This is a genomic window from Chitinophaga pinensis DSM 2588 (assembly GCF_000024005.1).
GTDB classification, from domain to species: Bacteria; Bacteroidota; Bacteroidia; order Chitinophagales; family Chitinophagaceae; genus Chitinophaga; species Chitinophaga pinensis.
The window spans coordinates 113,241-134,327 of sequence record NC_013132.1 but is presented as its reverse complement, the minus strand read 5'-3'; the positions used below and the strand labels follow the sequence as shown (position 1 = coordinate 134,327).

The window sequence follows — 21,087 nt, the reverse complement described above, 5'->3', positions numbered from 1 at the left end:
TTGAGAGTGCAAAGCTATTTAAACATATCGGGAAATCCCAATTTCCCTATCGCGTGATAGGAATAAGGATGTGGAAGCTGGCGCCTTCATTGACTATTCCTTTGGCATAGATCTTTCCGTGGTGGTTGCTGACCACTTTTTCGCAAAGAGCGAGACCTATGCCGGTACCGGAGTAGACGTCGCGGGTATGTAGTCGTTGAAAGATGGTAAAGATCTTCTCTGCATAACGTTGTTCGAAGCCGATACCATTGTCGCTCACGATGATTTCATACCACTTCCATGATGGATTCAACTGTGGATGCGTGGAAATTTCTGTTGCGGGTACGGAGCGGCCGCTGATATTGACGATTGGAGTAAGGTCCTGCCGGGAAAATTTGATAGCGTTACCAACAAGGTTAAAAAAGAGTTGCCGTATTTGTAGAGGTACGGCAGCTATCTGCTGCAGGGGCGAGACATTCAAAATTACCTTTTTTTCTTTAATAGCAAGTTCAAAATCTTCTTTTACATCTTCTATGATAAGGTTGAGATCAGTGGGGACAAAGGTATTTTCGGCTTTATCCAGTCGGGAGAAATTCAGCAGGTCATTGATGAGTGCCATCATTCTGTTGACGGACGCGTCAATTTTATTCAGGTATTTGCGGGTGAAGATATCTGCTGTATGATCCGTTCTATTCTGCAGGATGTCGGAGAATATTTTGATTTTTCTCAGTGGTTCCTGGAGGTCATGACTGGTCACGTAGGCATATTGTTCCAGGTTGTTATTGACTCTTTCCAGGGTCTTATTCGCTTCTTTCAGTTCGATATTGGCGATGCTGAGTGCACGGGTTCTTTCATTGACCAGTCTTTCCAGTTCCTGTTGCCGTTGCCGCTGTTCGGTGACGTCCTGGGTGATCCCAATGATCATATAGGGTTGGCTGATATCGTCCAGGAAGACTTTTCCGGAGGTATGCATGACCCGTTTTTCACCTGTTCTGAAGTTCGTGACTTCATAGTCGACATTGATCATCCTGTCAGCGCCAGGTTGTAACGCACGTTCAAGGGCGTTGGTCAGAATAGAAGGGTCGGTGATGCAGGCAGTGGCTTCTTCAATAGTGATGGTTTCACCAGGTGAGGCGCCAAACCATTGCTGTATGCGATCAGCGAGGACGACTTCCCCGGTCTGCAGATTTATTTTCCAGTCACCCAGTTTTGCTACTTCAATAGCATTCCGCAGGTTCTCTTCTGCTTCCGCCAGTTTTTGCCGTGCTTTGACCTGTTCGGTTACTTCCATAGCGGTATTCATAACCGCATAGATTTCTCCCTGTTCATCCCGGAGCGCCTTATAGGTGAAGTTGTAATAGGTAGGCGATAGTATGCCGTCCCGCATCAGCATGACCTTTTCCTCTACGGCTTCGTATGTTTCGCCGGTGTCATAAACCCTGTCCAGGATGTCGAAGAATGGCTGTCCTTCCAATTCGGGGATTGCTTCACGGAAGGTTTTACCGACCACGGAAGCGTCTTTTTCCCAGGCTTGCAGGATGGCATCGTTGACAGTCTGGATCCGTAGTTCTTTCCCTACGTATATACCAATAGGTGTCGGGGAATGGGCGACGAAACTTTTGAATTGTTGTTCGCTTTGTTCTGCCTTTCTGCGCTGCATGACAGAAGGCGTAACATCGATGGCGTGTACGAGTATCTGTATCACCTTTCCTTCCGCGTCGCGGATAGGCTGGTAAATAAAGTTGAAAAATACGGGTTCCCTTTCACCGGTGCCTTTACGGTCGAGACCTACTTCTATTTCGTGACCGATGAATGGTTGTCCTGTGCGGTATACGTCGTCCAGTAGTTCAAAGATCCCCTGATCTGCCAGTTCGGGGAGGGCTTCCCGGATCGGTTTACCTACGATATTACGATCGATCCCGATCGTTTCCATATACAGCTTATTCGCCAGCATGTATACATGTTGCGGACCGCTGAGTACGGCAATAACTGCCGGTGTGTCCATGAGCAGCTGATAGAAGTTTTCCCTTTCAGCAGCAGATTCGGGTGTGGCAGGCCGCGCATTGGCGGTTTGTGTTACAGTTGGTACGCTTTGCTGCGAATGTTCGATCGCCATCACAATGGTGCGGGCGACCAGGCGAATGAAATGCAGTTCTGCGGGAGTCGGTTGTCTTCCGGATTTATAGCTGATTTCAAAACTTCCAAGGGCATTTCCTTGTTTTCCTGTCAGCGGAGTGGTGCAGCAGGCTGTACCCATATGTGTGGATGCCTGACCAGCCAATGAAATGCTGGCGATTATTTCCTGGTCAGTTTGTTGTATCCAGGTAATGATCTGTGTAAGTATATCCTGCAAGGGGATGCCTGCCGACAGCATTTCCATTACATCCGTCTGCTGTTGTAGTAGTGCCTCCAACCGGATTGCGTCTCCGGAACGTTCATGCTGTTCGTCATGCTGATGAAGGGATGTCTGCTCATTTGCGGTGCTGCTCATAGTATCAGGAACGTGGCTTGGCGTGTTCGTGAAATAAAGATAATGGAAAAATACTGGCATTACTATTGTCCAGACCATCAACAATCTCAAACCCCGAATTATTTATATGTTACGTGAAATACCCGGGCAGCGAAGCCTTAAAAAAAATCTGATGCTGGCCTCGTCAACGGCCTCTGTGGCAGGCATGACAAATGTGGTAGGTGTGATGGCTTTTCTTTCGTTTGTATCCAATATTACCGGTCATGTGGCGACATTGGCGGGGAAGATTACGGAGCAGAATATGGCAGAAGTGTATACGGTCGCTTACTGGTTATTCATGTTCTTTTTCGGGGCATTTATCTCCAATTTTATTGTCAGGTCTTTCGATTATAAGAGCACTTATTTTGCGCATGGTATGCCGATTATACTGGAAATCGTCATTCTGTTGGGTGTGGCGGTTTATGGGAATGATGTATATAATGGCAGTGAGTTTCAGCGGGAGGCGGCCACCGGCGCCGTGCTGTTTTGCATGGGGCTCCAGAATGGATTGGTATCCAGGATTTCTGGCGGATTAATCAAGACTTCTCACCTGACGGGGATGGTGACTGACCTGGCGTCTGAATTGTCGGAGCTGGTACATCCGCATGCGGAAAAGACGCGTGCATTGAGGGAAAAGATTTATATCCGTCTGACGGTAATCGGGTTCTTCATTGGAGGGGGGATTTTGGGAGGATTGTTATTCAATATGATCGGTATGGCTACTTTTTTTGTTATCCCATTGGTGCTGATTACAATATTATTGTATGATGTATATCCGGTTATACTGCACCGGATGTTGAAAAGTTTTAAATAAACATATTCAGCTGCGGTCGCTTGTGTGTGGATCTTTGTTAACTTATGCTTTGATATAATAATGGTTTGATACCGCTTAGATATTAGTTATCCTTCATTCATCCTTCGTTGGATGAACGAAAGATGAACGAAGGATAACAAATGTTCAACAACACATTAACCGTGTATTCATCATTCGCAGCAAGAGAAATCCCTATTTCGTTTTAATATCAATTTTGGCCGTTTTCAGCCCCTTACTCTTTACTTCGACGCTAATATTACCTGGTTGCTCATTTGCCCTTAAAATGACCAAAGCATACCCTTTATAGCTATTTATTTTTGGTTGCTGGAAGCTGGCCGGGCAATCCGGACAAGCATTTCCTGCACCTGCGAGAGAACCGTTTCCACTGATGCTGATCTGTAGCGGTAAATTGGCATCAGGTACTACCCTGCCCTGATCGTCAGTTACTTCCACTTTCACATAGGCCAGTGACCCGTTACCGGCGGCAATCGTCGTGTGATCAGCAGTCAGTCTGATAGCAGTGGGTGGATTGGCAGTTGCTATTGCTTTAATCCCTATTTCATTGCCTTTGCTGTCATACGCAAATGCGGTTAACTGACCAGGAGCATAAGGAACGTCAAAGGTGACGGTCAACGGTGTACTATCAGACACTTCTTTTGTAGCGACCCTGAAATCATTCAGGATCAGGTCAATTTTTCTGGCGCGTGTAAAGACCCGTACCTGCATATTTTTCCCGTTCATACCCCGCCAGGTCCAGGAGTCGGATTCATCCGGCCATCCCCAGCGACTTACTTTCTCTTTTTTCCCTTCGGGAACAGGTGCGTGTACGAGCATCTCTACGGGACTATTCCGCCATACTATGTCCCGGTAAAAAGATTGCGGTTTTTTGTTGCCTATCAGGTCTATATCGCCGCAGAAAGCATTGATCCAGGGAAAGGTGCGTCTACCCTGAGCCGTGCGGGTGTAAGTGGAATGTCCGATACCGGCTTCTCCGAGATAATCCATGGCGGTCCATACAAAATCACCGATGACGAAGGGAAGTCCCTGTACCTGGTTCCAGGTGTCATACAGGTCGGCGGGCAGTGTTTCTGTGCCTACCATTACACGGCCGGGCACACGTCTTTCGTCGAGTGCATAGTTTTTCCACTGGTAGTTATAACCTGCTACATCCAGCAGGGCAAATACCGGATCTGCTGCCTGCCACTGATAGGGACGTTCCCAGAATTCAGGGACCGCCTCCGTGATAGCCCGGGTGGTGTCATACTGGCGTACGGCGTGGATCATTGCTTTGGTAATAGCGAGTCCTTCTTTGTCAGCCCTTTCGGGAATCTCATTGCCGATGCTCCACATGATGACGGAAGGATGGTTTCTGTCGCGCAACAAAACGCTGCGTAAGTCCTGTTGCCACCATTGTGCGAAGAAACGGTGATAATCCTGCGGATGTTTCTGTTCTGTCCACATATCGAACAGTTCGTCGATGACAAGCATACCCAGGCGGTCACAGGCCTCCAGGAATTTTTCAGATGGCGGGTTATGACTGGTACGGATCGCATTGAACCCGTTTGCTTTCATGAGTTCCACTTTTCGTTCTTCCGCCCGGTCAAAAGCGGCTGCCCCCAGCAGGCCATTGTCGTGATGCAGACAGCCCCCTTTCAGTAATACTTTTTCTCCATTGAGCAGGAAGCCTTTTGTTGCGGTGATACTGATCCGCCGGATACCAGTAGGGAAGCTCAGCGCATCTAACACCTTTTCTTTGGCTATTTTAACGGTGTCAGACAGCTTAATTTCGGTTGTATAGAGATAGGGTCTGCCAGGCGACCAGAGCGCCGGATTCAGCACCGTAAGCTGTTTTATGAAGGAGATGGTATCTTTTGCTTTTAACTGGATAGACTGCGCAGCGGTTGCAACGACCTGACCACTGCTATCCCTGAGACTGATCTCGACTATTCTGCCGGCATCCTGTTGACTGATAATAGCCGCTGATACCTGTACAATCGCTTTGGTTTTTCCCGCTTCCGGGAAAGTGATGAAAGTGGCTTCCTTTACCAGTTGATCTGCCGGCAGCACCTCGAGGTGCACATGACGGTAGATACCTGCACCGGTATACCAGCGGGAATTAATTCCTTCATTCTTCACCCTGACCGCCACCACATTCTTTTTACCCGGTGCAGCCAGATAGGGTGTCAGATCGTAGGTAAAGGGCGTATACCCATAGGGGTGATTACCGAGATAATGTCCGTTGATCCAGACGTCGCTGTCCATATAAACACCTTCAAACCGGATGGCAACGGTTTGTCCGGCGGGAATAGCCGGTAACGCAAAAGACTTCCGGTACCAGCCGGTACCCCCTACAACATAAGCGCCGTGCTCCTGTGCCGGGCTATACTTGTAAAAAGGGCCGATAATGGTACTGTCGTTCTGTCCGGGCAGGTCTTCGATAGCCCAGTCGTGCGGCAGGTGGAGTGTCTTCCAGCCTGTCTCCGGGAAGTCTGTTTTTTCTGCGCCCGGCAGACTATCTTTTTTGAAAAGCCAGTGATCATCGAGTAACTGCTCACGGAGTAGCGGCAGTTTTTTTGTTTGTCCATAGGAGGCTAAAGAGAGCAAAAGGCTACCCGATAGCAAAATTTTTTTCAGACGCATGAAATTTGATCTTTTTCTTTGTCAGCAAGCCTTTTGGCTATTTTTCATTAAGCGTGCCGGAAAGTTATTTCAAAAAATCTTATATTTTTTCTGAAAGTTTTTTGGCTAAATCAAAAAACTGTATACCTTTGCAATCCCAAACATCGAAAGCGATGGCAACAAAGCAAAGATGTTTAGTCGGGTCTCGGGGCGTAGCGTAGCCCGGTATCGCGCCTGCTTTGGGAGCAGGAGGTCGCAGGTTCGAATCCTGCCGCCCCGACTGAAAAAGGAAAAGGATAACAGCAATGTTATCCTTTTTTATTTATAATATAGAGGGCTATGTGTTTTGAAATGTGAGGAATTCGGGGCGTAGCGTAGCCCGGTATCGCGCCTGCTTTGGGAGCAGGAGGTCGCAGGTTCGAATCCTGCCGCCCCGACCGGAAAAGAAAAAGGAGATCAGAGATGATCTCCTTTTTTGTTTTATGGGTAAACCGTAATTATCTGGATTATATTATTTTTGGTTCATGCGTATTACAAAACTGAAACTCCGGAATTTTAAGAGGTTTTCTGATCTCACCATTGATCAAATACCCACTAGTTCAAAACTGGTACTTTTAATTGGCGCTAATGGCTCCGGTAAATCATCTGTTTTTGATGCCTTCGATTTTTTGGAAAGGAGTGCTGCTGGGCGATATCATTTTAATAGTTACGACCCTACTACTAAATTATATTACGGTAAGAATAATGTTGTTCCGGACGTAGAGGTTGCTTTGGTTTATAGTCAGGGCGCTATGCTTATAGGTAACAAACTATTAAGACCAATAACAGAATTGAGAAACAAGTTTATTGGTAGAAGTAGTGTAAGGATTGTACCCAGGATTTCTCGAGAAGGGTCCAGCGAAGCTATCGCTCATAATGCAGATGCTCCCAATACATTTATAGACCCGGACGCAAGATTCAATAATGATCTCGCTCAATATATACAACAGATCGATAATGCATTAAGAGAACCGGTTTTTAGTGGACGCTCCGCAGATACACTACAAATATTCAAGGATTTTATTCAACCGTTAAATCAATCCTTAATCAATATTTTGGGTGGAGATGAGCTCACTACAATACAGCTTGCAGAATTTAAAAATGCAACGACCCAGGAAAGTGCCAGACTGATCTTCAAAAAAGGGGATTCTAAAATTAACTACGACCTGCTCAGTCATGGAGAAAAACAGATAATAATTCTTCTTTTGAATTTTATAGTGAGAAAGGAACAATATAAAGATGCAATTATTTATATCGATGAGATGGACTGCCACCTTAACACAGCTCTTCAGGCTAGGTTGTTGGCTGAAATCGTTGATGTTTGGATACCTGAAGATGCACAATTATGGACTGCCTCCCATGCATTAGGTTTCATTGATTTTGCGAGACATGCGGATAACGCAAGTATCATTGATCTGGATTCCCTGAATTTTGATTTACCACAGCAATTACTTCCGGAGCCTAAAGAGAACTTGGAAGTTTACACTATTGCTTTGCCAAAGGAAACTTTGCAAAATATCCTTCGTGATTACCAATTAGTAGTAGTTGAAAATCAAAATGCGGCGCATTATAATCTGGCTTTAAGTGGAAAGAAGTATCTATTTCTTCCAGAGAAGGACAGTAGAGATGTATTTCTAAATATCAAGGGAGATCCCGGCAAATTGGGTATAAGGGATAGAGATTATATCATGGATGATGAGATAACGAGGCTTCAAGACAAACATCCTAATCTCCGCATACTTCATTACTATGCTTTCGAGAATTATATTTATCATCCTAATAATATCGCTGAACTTGTCGGCTCCAGTTTTGATAAAGCAGCGTATATCAAAGAAATTACAAATCAGAAAAATGAAAAATTAATTACCATAGCTGCTAGTGTTGAAGTGGCGCGGCAAGGGTATAGTGATTTTAAGGATGGTGTTCAAAAGAACAAAGATATAGCGCCTATTCTACAGGCATTAAAAAGTGATGATTTTGAAACCTTTTATCCTTTTTTCAGTATGAAAACTTACTATAGTAAAGTGTATCTTCAATCTATACTTAATAAATATACGGTTAGTGATCTGGTTAAAACTAATTGGTTTAGAAGTAAGATTGAAGAACTGCTACGGTAATGAAAGCATTTTATACTCCCAAGTTTGATCAAATCATTAATAAAATAGTTCGATAATAGTCCTGCCGCCCCGACCGGAAAAGAAAGGAGATCAGAGATGGTCTCCTTTTTCTTTTCAAATCAAATAACTGATTTGACGATGGTAGATAGTTAACTTGTTGTTGTTGAGTGATTATGTGATTATGGTCAAGTTAATTCTGGTCTTTCTTTTATTTCGTCAAGCGTGGATTGATTGTCTCAGGACCATTTCCAAGTTTTTGCTCTATCGGAAAAAACTACCTACAATGAAATATCTAGAATTAATTTCTGTCTCGTCAGTTGACAATGTCAGGAGACCGGTAGTTTGATTAAAAACAATCCTCATACCAGTCTAAATTATATTCGCTTGTAAAGTTATCTAGCAGTACTTTCGATTCTTCATTGCATTTCTCAGCACAACTGCAATAATCAACCTCTCCGGTTATAAATAGCTTTTTCTTTCTGTTAGATGGCAGCATTGGAATGATTTGAAAAATAATGAATAATCAAGCGAATTATATCAGTTAAGTAATCGCAAATGATACATCGCAAGTCAAATTAACTTGACAAATAATGTGCTTTAAAATCGACAAGTAAATGAAAGTACATACGAATTTAAGCACAATAATAATCCATGTTAAAGTAATGCCACCCAAAGTGACAATGATGACGGTGTTACAATAGAATGAACAAAATGAATAAAATTTGGATAGTATCACAACCTACATTTGTGACGCTCTGAATACAGAGAAATATCCTTATATAAAAGCCAACATTTCTGCACAATTTGAATTTGAAAGCATAGGCCCGAATGGCGCGATAAAAAAGGTGGTGACATATGAAATGATGGGCGAATTAGAAGATGGTATACCGCTTTTCAATCTCGGGTTTGGCGACTATAATGAGTCTGAAAAATCTTTTAATGATCTAACGATCTCCAACAATTAAGACAGACTTAAGATTTTGGCCACCGTCGCAAGTACTGTACTTGATTTTGCGGCACCTTACGAAAAGGTAGCTATATACGCAGTTAGGAGTACTCCTTCCAGAACCAGGCTTTATCAAATGGGTATTAATAGTTACAAAGAGGAAATTGAAGCCCATTTTAAGATTCTTGCATCTAAAAATAGTAGATGGTATGAATTCAAATCTGCTGAGAATTTTGAGGCATTTCTGGTAGTAAAAAAATAATAGTAACTTCGCATAAATAGGAAAAATGGGACATAAATTTTCCAAAAAAATCAAAGACAAAAATGAGCAACTTACCGGTCAGCAGGAATCGACCCTGCCAGATCCGCGGAAGAGCCCATTTTTCATTAAACAATTAGAAAAGGCAAAGGAATTTATGAAGAATAATCCAGTGCCTGTTGAGCTATTACGAACTAAATAAATGATGTAATTAGCAGGCTTCACATTCCTGCTGACTAAAATACTGATAGGAAGCCAGGCTAATGCTTGGCTTTCGTTTTTCAACAATTCGCTTAATCTTCGATGGATAAGTCCATTAAAATTGGGGCATTCAGACTAGATTTTCCAGCACACGTTCAGTATCTGTTTTGAATCGGAAATCTTTAAGAACATTGTCAAAGGCAATTATCAATTTCATTCTCACAGAGCCGCTTGCTTGATCATTCTTGACTAAGCTATTGAAAGCACTAACGATAAATTTTGTACCGGATTCTGAAGAATGAATTCCGGTATGATCCGTTTTCCTGAATTTATTTCTTGCCAGTGCACGATTGAAAAGCTCGACGGCATCTAATGGGTAATGATTACATTGGAACGTCAGATATTCGATAAAAGAATCATTTATTGTAAAATAGGGTGATTCGATGTATTTTTCTAAGAAGTGTTTTATGTCTATCAGTTTCAGATGTAGCGAATTAGCAAAAGTCCATGAAATATGGTCAAAATCTTCTTCTGTCAATTTTTCAAGGACGAAGTTCAATAACTGATCGTTCTTGTGTTTGGTTCCCTCGATCGTGTAATAGTTCTCCATTATCTCGTTAATCGCCGATAAACTAGCATATTTATTATCTGCAACCAGTTTGTACAACAGTTCGTCTGCACCAGTCTTGTCGAACAAATAAGAGTCGTATAGGATAGTAAAAAGCCATTGGCTATCATCACGACCAAGATTTTTAGCTAAAACCAATCGCTCATAGATGGTTTTCAGCTGTTCAAAATCATAGTTGCCCATATATTGGAGTGACCAGATAGAAGATGCCAAAACATGAACATCATGCTCGCCTATCAATGCTTCTTTAAAAATTTTAAATGCTCTTGTGGGATCTACGTTCATCAAATATGCAAACTTAAATAGCACTGTTGCCCTGGAGTAGTCTGGTCCGATAGTAAGAATTTTCTGTAGGATGTCAAAAACTTTATTTTCATAAGTTTTATCCTTTATGTATACAAGGCATGATGCCGCAAATCCACTAAACTTATTTATTCCTTTTGTGACGAGATTATTGATCGAGGTTTCCTTTTCATCTTCGATTTCAATAGCCTCCTCAGATCCAAAATCGAGAGCAGCATCAATGAGGAAGTTGATTATGGTATCATCTTCCTTTTCTCGCCCCATAAGTTCTTTTGCAATATGGAGGCAGTAGTATCGAAGAGACTTGTTTTTAGCAATAGCTAATATTTTGCTGAACAGAGGTATTACCGAATCTGGATCTGATCCATTTTCTGACCAGCCCCAGATCCCTTGAATAGGATATATGGGCATTACCTTGGGATCTGCTAATGCTGCCTTAATGATTTCAAGTTTTTCTGGTGAAGGATCGATCTTTACGATTTCTTTGAATGCAGTAGAATGTTCATTGATATCCCCTTTTGTAGACTGTCTTTGAAAACATCCGATAGTCCCGTCATATTTTTTAAACGAGGACAGCCACTGCTCTTTGTTCATAAATTTGTAGGCATTTTTCGATAATGGAGAACGAGAGATGCTTGCAGTAACTCTTTCAGTTCCCTCCTTGTCAATAAAATTTGGGAATCTTCTGTTGAGTTCCTGATAAGCAGTTTTCAGGTCTTTATCTTGCAGGATGGTTGTAATAGGAAGTCGTTTTATCCAGCTATATTTGGTAATTCCCCATGAAGAGTATATCCAGGCTTTCTCTGTATCAGTTTTACGCCTGAACGAAATTTCGTGTTTTGATACAATTTGTTTTATTAGCTGGATGCAATCCATCTTTTGTTGATCAGAGAAAAATAAAAATGCCTTTTCAAAAACAATCCGGTTTTCTACGCCTAATGTTGAATCATACTGAAGGTCATTTAAAGCAAGCAAATAAACCGTCAACTGATATATCTGATCCGGGTATCTTTCCTCATTCGAGCGAAATGCAAATATGAGTAATTTTAGTATTGGTTTGTGTTTACTGCTTTTGTGCATTTTAAAAAAATCTCCGAACTCGGGGGCACCGATAGTGGCGGATCGCTTGAGACAGAGCCCTAATAGGCGAAAAAGATAGTTGTTCGCGGTTCGCGTTTCCGTATCATGTAAGTCGATCCGCATATACTGATAATCTACTACGAAATGCTTTTCCGAGATTATTTGATTTAGCTCGTTGCTGACTATATCAAAAAGTAAGGGAAAAAGCTTTTCAGGTGCTTTTTCGGCGAGCGTCTTTAATACGTCTAATTCTTTATAGTCTCGTGCTGAATTTTTATTTGGGGGTTTGCTTTCAAGATGCTGAGCAAGTTTTTCTAGCGCATATTTCGTATTCACTCTTGCTATATTGTCAATAATATCATAGTAACGGTAAGGATCAATATCTACAAGGTTTTTGCAGCGCTCAAAAGCTTGATAAGAGAGTGGATTATCCCAGTTGCTGATCGTGGAAAATATATTCCTGATGTAGGAATAATCATTGAATCCCAAGACGAATTCCCAAGCACCAGTGTAGTCGTTTGTTACTGCATTTCTGAGAAATAAGAAGATTGCATTCTTGAGGTAAGAGAGCTCTCTTGGATCAGTCCCCTTAATTTCGGTAATCTTTTTGTCGTCAGAATTCAAAATGTCGAGTAGCTTCCTTTCGAGTGCGAAACCGAACCAATAAGCAGACTTGCCTTGATCAAAAAATAGTACGCATAAATAAAAAGAGCCGGAGATTGCAGCTGATACGATATCTCTTTCACCGGAGGTAGGTTGTTCATGAAAAAGAACAGACGAGAGGGCCATATGTTTGATATGAAACAAGATCTCGTCATCGCTGAAGATGTTAGCCAGCGTTTTCTCATAAGATAAGGAAGAATACTCTCTTAAATAATTCAACATCATCTTCACCGCTGATCTTAAAAGCAATGATTGTCCATTATCCTTGATGTAGCATAGTAGGTCTTCCCCGTTTTCAATAAATTGTTTTGCAAATACAAAGTCATAAAATGATTGATGGAAAAACTGAAGTTGATATCCTTCTTTCTTGATCAATCGCTCACTTTCCAGATAGCTTAACTCTTGACTATACTCGTCAAATTGTAATTCGCTAACCGCTATCTGCTGATCAGAGAACATCTTATTGGCAATCTTATACAAGAGTTCTTTGGTCAGTCGTTTGTCTATGGCTCCGTTACGTGTGAGACCATTTATTTTTTGTTTCCAAAGTTCCTGGTACATATCCTGGAGTGTATCAATCCCTAGACAGGTTTGGTTGGAATTATAGATCCGGGAGAACACACTGAGTTGATTGGGTATTTTCAATAAATTTAGCAGCTTATCGGTAACCATGGTTTTATCGATGCCCAGTTTGCCTACCTGCTGAAATACTTGAGATTCGGTTAAGGGTTTGACCGTTATGCTTTCTATGTCCTTGTATAATCTGAGAGATGGATCATAATGGAGGTCGAAGATTCTAACCGAGACAATGATCCGAACGTTTTCATCATAAAGGTATTGGTCTACGAGATCTTTGAATACCTGGAGATAAGATCTGTCTGAGGACATAGATTGAGAAAGGGCATCAATCTGATCAATAACAAGGACTGTAGTTTTAAACTTCTGTTTACATATTTCTATAAATTCATAAACAGGTAAGGAAAGCCCAATTTTGTCCTGAAGTTCTTTAACGCTGGAAGAGGCCAGTTTGTCTGCTTTGAGCCCTAAGGTCGCAATCTGTGAATCTACAAGCCTGTCATAAAGATCTTTCAGGATAACAGTTTTCCCCATTCCAGCGTTTCCTGCTAGTAGGCAAAAGTTTAATACCTTTCCAAATTTATCCTTTTTTAGTTCGCCATTCACCCAGTTGAATAACCTTTCGGTTTCTTCCCGCTCAATATGTGAGTCCGGAATTTCGGAGAATTCGTTTCTTTCAGATCTTAAGCTTATAGAACCTCTACTCAATTCAATATTAAGCTTTTCAACATTGATTTGTTTTCCTGACAACAACTCGTTGATCTGCTGCTGGAGTTCTTTTATCTGGCTGTTGTCGACAACTGTCCTGACGTCAAAAAAAAGGCTATTTAAGTACCTGCTGTTTTCATTATTTAGATATCTGTCAAGATCGCTAGGGATGATTTTTTGTACAGATATCCTTGACAACACATTCCTCGCTTTTTGTAAAGTTTCATTAAGTTGTAGCTTTAACGGAGCTAGAGTGACATACTTTGTCATATTGAAGTTGATCCAGTTTTCCAATGAGGGCTCAGATATAACTTCATGGCTAAACGAATCAATAAAGTCACTACACTCACCCACAAATCCCTTGGAAACAGCTATATAATAGAAAAATGTATCGGGGTTAGGTAATATTTTATTTTCGAGTAAGCTGTATAAAAAGAATTTTGTAATCTCCTTACCAAATTCATCCTTTGAAAGGTTTTTTTCATACTTTTTACATTGTATTACACCCTTCGAATATCCATTTTCGAAAAGTGCACAATCACGTCCTTTTTCGCTTACTCCGGACATTAAAGCTATAGAGTCGAACTGGCTGAACTCGCCATTATCTAGTTGATGTTTCACTAGACTATAAACCAACTCTTCAAATCTTCTATCACTAGAAATTTGATTATAAGGATATGACTGATTGGAAAACGCTAATGGCTTTTCGGTACTTTCTAGTATTTCGGGGGTATCGTAAGAGATTTCTGACATATATTAACATCGAATTAATAAAGATAATAAATTACTAACAGGCAGATACCCACTCCTTACAGGTGAAGTGAAAATAAGTGGTACACCTTACAATATGACAATCAATGCGGGCTCGTACTTTATGTTAACAACAACGGATACAACTTACCTATTCGCTGATCACGGGGACAAATTTCTGAAGTATTTCCTTTCAGGACAATATCGGGGAGAGTAAATACTGCTGATTATTCCCATATATACTCTTTCTCCGTCAGCGTTTTTGTATCAATATCATACGTAAAAGGTACAAATACATCTTCGTAATAGCCTGTGTATGTCATGGCCAGACCAGTTATAATACTACCCTTGACACGCAGCTCTTTAAAGTCCCAGAAAGAAATAGCGCCCGTATTCCAATGTGTGCCATCAGGGTGTATAATACTGAGATGGCTGTTGCCCTGTAATATGATACGGCCATCTTCCATTGGAATAGCATTTACATAATACTCCCCGAATGACTCTACAGGAGATGTATGATCCGGGTGCATGACATAACAGATTCCACCTGCAATGACAAGTATATGCGCTGAGTCTCTGAGTGGGAGTACTTCGTTGTATTTTGTAGATCCCGGTGCAAAGTTGCCTACCCAGTCCGTTCCATCTGTTCTGAAGAACCGCACGGGAAAGCCTGCGGAATAGTAGGAGGAACCGTCTTCGGTGACGGCGATTGGCATAGGGCCATATGGAGGCAGGAATTCAAGTATCTCGAAACGCATGAGTACAGCTATAAAAATAGCCCGTATGGGGGCTTAAAACACCATACAGGCTCTGAAGTATATAAAGTCAGATTATTTACCTTCTGAAGTCGCTAATTGCCATTCCGGGCGGATAAAGTGACAGGTATATCCGAAAGGATGTTTCTGCAGGTAGTTCTGGTGTTCTTCTTCTGCGTCCCAGAAATCAGCTGCGGGTACTACTTCGGTCACGATCGGATGCTTGTAGATACCGGCGGCATTCAGTTCTTTTATCAGCTCAACCGCTGTCTGCTGTTGTGCTTCATCCAGGTAGAAGATGGCGGAGCGGTAGGAGGTTCCGATATCATTTCCCTGCCTGTTGCGGGTGGTAGGGTCGTGAATCTGGAAGAAGAATTCCAACAATTTACGGTAAGAAAGGACATTCGGATCAAACTCAATCTTGATCCCTTCCGCATGACTACCATGGTTACGGTAGGTTGCGTTAGGCACATCTCCCCCCGTATAACCTACTATAGTTTTGCTTACCCCGGGCAGTGCACGGATGAGCTCCTCTACACCCCAAAAACAACCACCGGCGAGTATTGCAGTTTGTATTGACATATCATCTATTTTGACTGTTAAGCGCATCTATTGTGCCAGATAGAACTGGCCGTCATTTTAGCAGGAACAGCTGTTATAATGGGCTGTTTTGTCAGGAAATCCCTATAATAACTCAATTGCTTCGGCGATCCGGCAGGCTTCTATGGAGTTCTTTACGTGCAGTTTCTCCAGTATGTTCTGGCGGTGCCGGCTAACGGTGTTTATACTGATAGACAGCTGGGTTGCTATTTCCTTACTGCTTTTGCCATTTCTGATCAGCTGCAGCAATTGTTTTTCCCGGAAAGAGAGAATCTTGCTGAAGCGTTTGTTATCCGTTGTAATCACCTTCCCCGTACTGGTATTGACGATCATACCCTGGTATTGGTCAGCAGGATGTGGATTGCCGGCAAAGTTATACAGGCACAAAGCCAGATTAATGCTCCCGTTGCTATTACTGTGCAGATAAAACATCCGGTGCTGGACAGGGACATAGTCGCCGGCAGCATCCTGCATCTGTAAATAACTGTTCACCTGGTAATCGCAGCGTTCCGCAACAGGTACACCACCCACCAGGTGGAAGAATTTCAGTTCCAGTAAGTGCTTTTCCAGCAGATGATCCGGTTTGATCCTATTGAAGATCTCTCCTTCCCAGATAGAATCGATCTCTTTCATAGCGGGATGCGCAGCAATGCCCAGGGCAGGCGCTATCTTACCTGTATAAATGTAACTTCTATTGTTCTGGAGATCACTTAAGACGCTGATGGCATTTTCCAGCCGGGCATACATTGCAGCAATTGACTGGCAATATGCCAGTGCAGCTGCCGTATCCTGACCGGCAAAGTTCTGTTGCAGCAGATTGGTATTGAGTTTCTCTAATACATTCATCTCTAAAGTATGGTTATTTTTAACCATTGTGCGATATCTGGCGGGACTCTACCTTTGTAAAGGTAACTATTAAACATGGTTATTTGTCTTTCAAAAACTTATAATATCTAATAAATGAAGAGAATCATTTTTGGGCTGCTCATGATCACCGGTATGAAGGCCGCTTCCGCGCAAACGCTAGAGAAAATGCAATGGTATAACGAACCTGCTGAATGGAAGATCAATAACAAAACATTTACCATGTTTGTTACTCCGCAAACGGATTACTGGCGTATTTCTCACTACGGATTTACGGTTGATGATGCGCCTTTCTATTACACAACGTATGGTGGTGAATTTGAAGTGAAAGTGAAACTAACAGGCAACTACAAAGCCAGATTTGATCAGATGGGACTGATGATCAGAACAGATCACCAGAACTATATTAAAAGCGGTGTGGAATTCGTAGATGGTAAACTCAATGTCAGCACCGTTGTAACACATACAACAAGCGACTGGAGTGTTACTCCGCTGGATAAAGTACCCCCTTTCATCTGGATCAAAGCAATCAGGAAACTGGATGCTGTAGAGTTCTACTATTCATTTGATGATAAGAACTATATCATGACGCGTAATGCGCCTTTACAGGACAACCATCCGGTAATGGTGGGACTGATGGCTGCATCTCCCGACGGACAAGGATTTGAAGCTAAATTTGAGGAGTTTACAGTAAAACATCTTGCTGATCAGCGTCGTGTGATCTGGTTGAAAAATCACGCAGAATAATAAGAAAGATCTACTCAACATTATGAGTAAATAAGCCGTCCCGTCATTTGCCGGACGGCTTATTTTTTCCTAAATACCTTTTAAGGGTGCGTGTATAACTGATATACCAACGTACCGGATGGAGGTACTCCGAATCCGCCATCAGTATACCCCAGCGCTACCAGGGTACCATTCACCGGATTGGTATCCGCATTACTCACAATTTCAGCATTCGCCAGCGTACTCCAGGCTACAAACTGACCGGAAGGCGTGTACCAGGCATAGTTCACAATGGCAGGTTGTACTTGTTGCTCCTGCTTAGGTGAAAATGAACTGAACAGCAATAATAGCGTAAAAAGTGGCAGTGAAAGAAGGGCTTTCAAGTTTTTCATGTGTAGTCATATTAACGATTAACAAATAGGGGGTATATCCTTTTAAAGATAACAAACAATTGATGAAAAGTCACTGCTTTTTATCCGCTTACTCAAGTATAAAACGGTGTCTGTCCTAACCGTTTAATAGTCATTCAGATCTATTAACATGCTCTTAGCATTTTTTGCAGTAACTTAATGTGCAAAGGGACTAATAACCTAACATTTCCTGTACCGCCTTGAAAGCCATTCTGAAATATCTGCTTACCATATGGCTGACTGTGTTGTGTGTGTCTGTAAAGGCACAGCAGAAGGATTCATTGCCCGTCGGTAATGTATCAGGCATCACCTTTGACTCTACACACAATTATGTGCTGAAAAATGCCAGTATAACGATCTATAACATTAGAAACGAACTGCTTGCATATGGTCTTAGTAATGCAGAAGGTGCGTTTTCCCTACCCAAACTCCCCCTGGGACAAAACTTTAAACTGGTCATCTCTTATCTCGGCTATGCCACATGGACTAAAACCCTGCGGCTTGACACGGAAAATCCCATAAGCGACCTGCATTATGTCAATCTGCTGCCGGAAAATACTGCGCTGAGCGAAATCGTCGTCACTGCTCCCCCTCCCGTACGCATGAATGGCGATACGCTGGAGTTCAATGCAGGCGCCTTCACTTTGGATAAAAACGCAGTTGCAGAAGAACTGCTGATCCGCCTGCCCGGTGTCGTTGTGTGGTCGGATGGAGCGATTACCGTTAATGGAAAGACCGTTTCCCGCGTACTGGTTGACGGAAAGCCGTTTTTTGGCAACGAGGCTGCTATTGCCACACAAAACATCCCCAAAAACGCCATTGAAAAGATACAGGTCTATCAGAAGACGAGGAAGGAGGAGCAGGTCAACCCTCATGACTCCATTCCCGAAATAAATATTCAGCTAAAGGATGATATGCATGAAGGACATTTTGGCGAACTATCAGCCGGATACGGCTCCCGAAAGACCTATGAAGGCAGCATGAATATCAACTTCTTTTCGCCTCGTAATCAGTGGGGACTGTTTAGTATTGCCAATAATGTGAATAAAACAGCAGGTGGTATTACAGACCTGTTATTAAATAGTGCTTTTAAAAGTCTGAAAGGGGATATTGATAATCAACCGGACTTTGGTAAAGGCGGTTTAAATCAGTCCCTGGGCGCCGGCGTATTCTATCACCACGACTTTAAACATGATGGTCGCGGACCAGCCTACCTGCCGGCTGAAATTGGCGCTGATTATTTTCTCAAAAGAGATAAAAATAACCACCTTACTGATATCAGTAGTCTGACCTCCCTGGGGCCGGATAGTGCCATCCTTCAGAAAAGCAATGTCACCGTCAAAGACAACCAGATCAATCAACAGCTGGATATTCACCAGATAGAATTGCTGGCGAAAAAGAACGTAGAACTGGCCATTAAGCCTTCTCTTGCTTACACGACCTATGACAATGTCACCAGTAGCCATGCCAGCAGCTTTTCTACTAAAACAGGATTGCAGAGTATGAGCAGTGTGGAATCTGAAAGCCATGCCCGGAATACTCACCTGGCCGTCAATGCGAGGTATTCTCATGATCTGGATAATAATACCTCCTTATCAATGGCCTATTCTATCGATTATAACCGCGACGAAAGCAATAGGTATAGTAAGTCCATTTTTACCTCCTTTGCGAAGGCCAGCGACAATCAGCACGTAGAACGAAAATCGCTCAACACAAAATCTGATGTGAGACACCGGATGGACGCTGCCTGGGGTAACATCGCTCCACTGCTGTTCGGCCGTGGGAATTTCCTTTCTACCGTACATATCGATGTGGAAAATGCACTGGAATATTCCTCACAGGTCGCGGACAATAGCGCCTTGGACAACGACACGGCTGCAAAGAATTTCATACATGACCCCTATCTCACCTATCGTAGCAGATACAGGGTGGTCAACGAAAACCCGGCTATCAAGTTTTCCCGGACCTTCGAACGTACACGGGCCGATAAGTATACCAAGTCATTGTCTGTTTTCCTAAACCTGCAGGAACAGATCTATTTACAGCAGAACACCTCTTCTCATACCTTCCAGCAGTTTAACAGGAACTACCAGCGCTTCGTGCCTTCGGTTAGTTTATCGTATGTAAATGAACAGATAAGCCGTTTCAGCAACAGCTATCACCTGGCCTTTAAACGCTCCTTCGAGTACGCGACCGTGGATATGTTATATCCTATTGTGGATAGTACCAATTTCTATTACCTGACAGAAGGCAATCCCGACTTAGCGCCCGCTGAGACAAAAGAGCTTAATTTTCGTTACAGTCATAACAGCAACCGTATTGAATACGGTCTTGTAGTGACCGCCATTACTACAGATAATTTCTTTGCAGGTAGTTCCTATATCAATGAAAATGGTACCACTATCACCAAAAACATCAATCTCGATGGCCGGCGTAGTATCGAACTGCGGGGAGAAGTACAGAAACCCCTGAAACTGAAAAACGGGGATCAGCTACAGTTCGTGGAAGAACTTTCCTTTATCAGGTCACATAGTCCGAATTACCTCGTGCGGAATGATGAACAGCAGGATGTGATGAATGTCTCTTATGCAAGTCAGCTGAAAAATAAAATCAGCATATACTTTATCCACCTGGATAAACTGGCCATTAATCTCTCTCAAAACGCCAGTTATTACTTGTCCAGACAGCGTGGGTTGAATGACGCCCGCATCAGCTCTTACGAATACAACACTTCATTGAGCGGTGGTTATACGCCTACGAAGCGGTTTACCATCAGCAGTAATGTTACCAGTAATATGGTTGTTTCCTCCGCTGCCGAACAGGTTATTTTTACTATCTGGAATCTGAGTGCTGCCTACCGGCTCTTACCAGGTAATAACCTGGAGCTGAAATTCTCCGCGTTAGACCTGCTGGGACAGAACCGGAGTATCAATAACTACGGCAACAATTATGTATTGACACAAGAATCACATAATGTGCTCAAGCAGTATTTTATGCTCACACTCACTTACTTTCCAAGGAAATTCGGGCGCTGAAAAACTCCACCAACTCAGGCAGTATGTCACTGCTTTTCCCCTTCAATACATACCCGTTTTTCTTCTCTTTCGCTATATCTGAAAAGTAATTATTGTTTGGGTTGATATCGATGATCATGCCCTGGCGGCTTAATACCGTTTCTGTGATCCTTCTCGGCAGATTTGTAGCGCCGGAAGGAACCATTTCCATACTTCCAGGGGTTTACGCCAGAACATTTCATAGGTACCCATTTCCTGCGCTGTGTAATTGTCGGAGCCCACCGTCCAGAAACCATCTTTATCTCTGAAAGTAGGGATACCGCTATCGGCAGAGAGACCGGCGCCGGTTAGTACGGTCAGTTTTCCTGGTGTAGACAGAAAGTGGGCAAGGCGCTCCTGTAAGGCAGGGTCTAAATATGTCATCGTTTTCGACTAAAGTTGCACAATCAATATGGTAAGGTAGGATAAAAAGGCCACATCATCTCTGATGCGGCCTTTTCTGATGACACCCTTTATGTTTCCTGAGT

At 42.6% G+C, this 21,087-nt stretch carries 13 protein-coding genes, 2 tRNA genes and 1 pseudogene; 8 read left to right on the top strand and 8 right to left on the bottom strand.

The window, feature by feature from the left end; genetic code table 11:
* Positions 1-46: 46 nt before the first annotated feature.
* The gene (locus tag CPIN_RS36175) at positions 47-2,470 is read right to left on the bottom strand and encodes a PAS domain-containing sensor histidine kinase (RefSeq protein ID WP_052306711.1); all 2,424 of its coding nucleotides are present in this window, start codon (positions 2,468-2,470) and stop codon (positions 47-49) included.
* A gap of 151 nt (positions 2,471-2,621) precedes the next feature.
* Between CPIN_RS36175 and CPIN_RS00510 the strand changes: the two genes are divergently transcribed.
* Complete coding sequence (locus CPIN_RS00510; RefSeq protein WP_222838176.1) at positions 2,622-3,302, top strand: YoaK family protein; 681 nt, start codon at positions 2,622-2,624, stop codon at positions 3,300-3,302.
* A gap of 192 nt (positions 3,303-3,494) precedes the next feature.
* Here the strand turns inward: CPIN_RS00510 and CPIN_RS00505 are convergent, their stop codons facing one another.
* A complete protein-coding gene (locus CPIN_RS00505) occupies positions 3,495-5,942 on the bottom strand; it encodes a glycoside hydrolase family 2 TIM barrel-domain containing protein (protein ID WP_012787785.1) in 2,448 nt (815 codons plus the stop codon).
* 185 nt (positions 5,943-6,127) lie between these two features.
* Here CPIN_RS00505 and CPIN_RS00500 point away from each other — a divergent pair.
* The 5 genes and pseudogenes from CPIN_RS00500 (at position 6,128) to CPIN_RS38850 (ending at position 9,484) form a co-directional block, all read left to right on the top strand.
* Positions 6,128-6,201, top strand: a tRNA-Pro gene (locus CPIN_RS00500).
* An 83-nt stretch (positions 6,202-6,284) separates the two neighbouring features.
* Positions 6,285-6,358 (top strand) — tRNA-Pro (locus CPIN_RS00495).
* 87 nt (positions 6,359-6,445) lie between these two features.
* Entirely contained in the window at positions 6,446-8,077 is a 1,632-nt protein-coding gene (locus CPIN_RS00490; protein ID WP_012787784.1) for an AAA family ATPase, read from the top strand.
* 722 nt (positions 8,078-8,799) lie between these two features.
* Positions 8,800-9,285: pseudogene (locus CPIN_RS39760) on the top strand (DUF6934 family protein).
* Between the two features lie 25 nt (positions 9,286-9,310).
* Positions 9,311-9,484, top strand: a complete 174-nt coding sequence (locus CPIN_RS38850) for a hypothetical protein (RefSeq protein WP_012787783.1) — start codon at positions 9,311-9,313, stop codon at positions 9,482-9,484.
* A 129-nt stretch (positions 9,485-9,613) separates the two neighbouring features.
* Here the strand turns inward: CPIN_RS38850 and CPIN_RS00480 are convergent, their stop codons facing one another.
* The 4 genes from CPIN_RS00480 to CPIN_RS00465 form a co-directional block, all read right to left on the bottom strand.
* Positions 9,614-14,194 (bottom strand): NACHT domain-containing protein, encoded by a 4,581-nt coding sequence (locus tag CPIN_RS00480; RefSeq protein ID WP_012787782.1) that lies wholly within the window; start codon positions 14,192-14,194, stop codon positions 9,614-9,616.
* A 224-nt stretch (positions 14,195-14,418) separates the two neighbouring features.
* On the bottom strand, positions 14,419-14,949 hold the full coding sequence (locus CPIN_RS00475; protein WP_012787781.1) for a hypothetical protein: 531 nt from the start codon (positions 14,947-14,949) through the stop codon (positions 14,419-14,421).
* A gap of 72 nt (positions 14,950-15,021) precedes the next feature.
* Complete coding sequence (msrA, locus tag CPIN_RS00470; RefSeq protein ID WP_012787780.1) at positions 15,022-15,528, bottom strand: peptide-methionine (S)-S-oxide reductase MsrA; 507 nt, start codon at positions 15,526-15,528, stop codon at positions 15,022-15,024.
* A 102-nt stretch (positions 15,529-15,630) separates the two neighbouring features.
* A complete protein-coding gene (locus CPIN_RS00465) occupies positions 15,631-16,392 on the bottom strand; it encodes a response regulator transcription factor (protein ID WP_012787779.1) in 762 nt (253 codons plus the stop codon).
* A gap of 114 nt (positions 16,393-16,506) precedes the next feature.
* On the opposite strand from CPIN_RS00465, the gene CPIN_RS00460 reads away from it, so the two are divergent.
* A complete protein-coding gene (locus tag CPIN_RS00460) occupies positions 16,507-17,157 on the top strand; it encodes a DUF1349 domain-containing protein (protein ID WP_012787778.1) in 651 nt (216 codons plus the stop codon).
* Positions 17,158-17,237: 80 nt separating this feature from the next.
* On the opposite strand, the gene CPIN_RS00455 is transcribed toward CPIN_RS00460, so the two are convergent.
* Complete coding sequence (locus CPIN_RS00455; RefSeq protein WP_012787777.1) at positions 17,238-17,528, bottom strand: hypothetical protein; 291 nt, start codon at positions 17,526-17,528, stop codon at positions 17,238-17,240.
* Between the two features lie 218 nt (positions 17,529-17,746).
* Between CPIN_RS00455 and CPIN_RS00450 the strand changes: the two genes are divergently transcribed.
* On the top strand, positions 17,747-20,581 hold the full coding sequence (locus CPIN_RS00450) for an outer membrane beta-barrel protein (RefSeq protein ID WP_012787776.1): 2,835 nt from the start codon (positions 17,747-17,749) through the stop codon (positions 20,579-20,581).
* Between the two features lie 129 nt (positions 20,582-20,710).
* Here CPIN_RS00450 and CPIN_RS00445 read toward each other — a convergent pair whose 3' ends face one another.
* Complete coding sequence (locus CPIN_RS00445; protein ID WP_044217528.1) at positions 20,711-20,983, bottom strand: Sir2 family NAD-dependent protein deacetylase; 273 nt, start codon at positions 20,981-20,983, stop codon at positions 20,711-20,713.
* Positions 20,984-21,087 lie beyond the last annotated feature (104 nt).

Excerpts from the sequence above, each read along its gene's own strand:
- CPIN_RS36175 (WP_052306711.1), bottom strand. The coding sequence starts at position 2,470 with ATGAGCAGCACCGCAAATGAGCAGACATCCCTTCATCAGCATGACGAA.
- CPIN_RS00510 (WP_222838176.1), top strand. The coding sequence starts at position 2,622 with ATGCTGGCCTCGTCAACGGCCTCTGTGGCAGGCATGACAAATGTGGTA.
- CPIN_RS00505 (WP_012787785.1), bottom strand. The coding sequence starts at position 5,942 with ATGCGTCTGAAAAAAATTTTGCTATCGGGTAGCCTTTTGCTCTCTTTA.
- CPIN_RS00490 (WP_012787784.1), top strand. The coding sequence starts at position 6,446 with ATGCGTATTACAAAACTGAAACTCCGGAATTTTAAGAGGTTTTCTGAT.
- CPIN_RS38850 (WP_012787783.1), top strand. The coding sequence starts at position 9,311 with ATGGGACATAAATTTTCCAAAAAAATCAAAGACAAAAATGAGCAACTT.
- CPIN_RS00480 (WP_012787782.1), bottom strand. The coding sequence starts at position 14,194 with ATGTCAGAAATCTCTTACGATACCCCCGAAATACTAGAAAGTACCGAA.
- CPIN_RS00475 (WP_012787781.1), bottom strand. The coding sequence starts at position 14,949 with ATGCGTTTCGAGATACTTGAATTCCTGCCTCCATATGGCCCTATGCCA.
- msrA (WP_012787780.1), bottom strand. The coding sequence starts at position 15,528 with ATGTCAATACAAACTGCAATACTCGCCGGTGGTTGTTTTTGGGGTGTA.
- CPIN_RS00465 (WP_012787779.1), bottom strand. The coding sequence starts at position 16,392 with ATGAATGTATTAGAGAAACTCAATACCAATCTGCTGCAACAGAACTTT.
- CPIN_RS00460 (WP_012787778.1), top strand. The coding sequence starts at position 16,507 with ATGAAGAGAATCATTTTTGGGCTGCTCATGATCACCGGTATGAAGGCC.
- CPIN_RS00455 (WP_012787777.1), bottom strand. The coding sequence starts at position 17,528 with ATGAAAAACTTGAAAGCCCTTCTTTCACTGCCACTTTTTACGCTATTA.
- CPIN_RS00445 (WP_044217528.1), bottom strand. The coding sequence starts at position 20,983 with ATGACATATTTAGACCCTGCCTTACAGGAGCGCCTTGCCCACTTTCTG.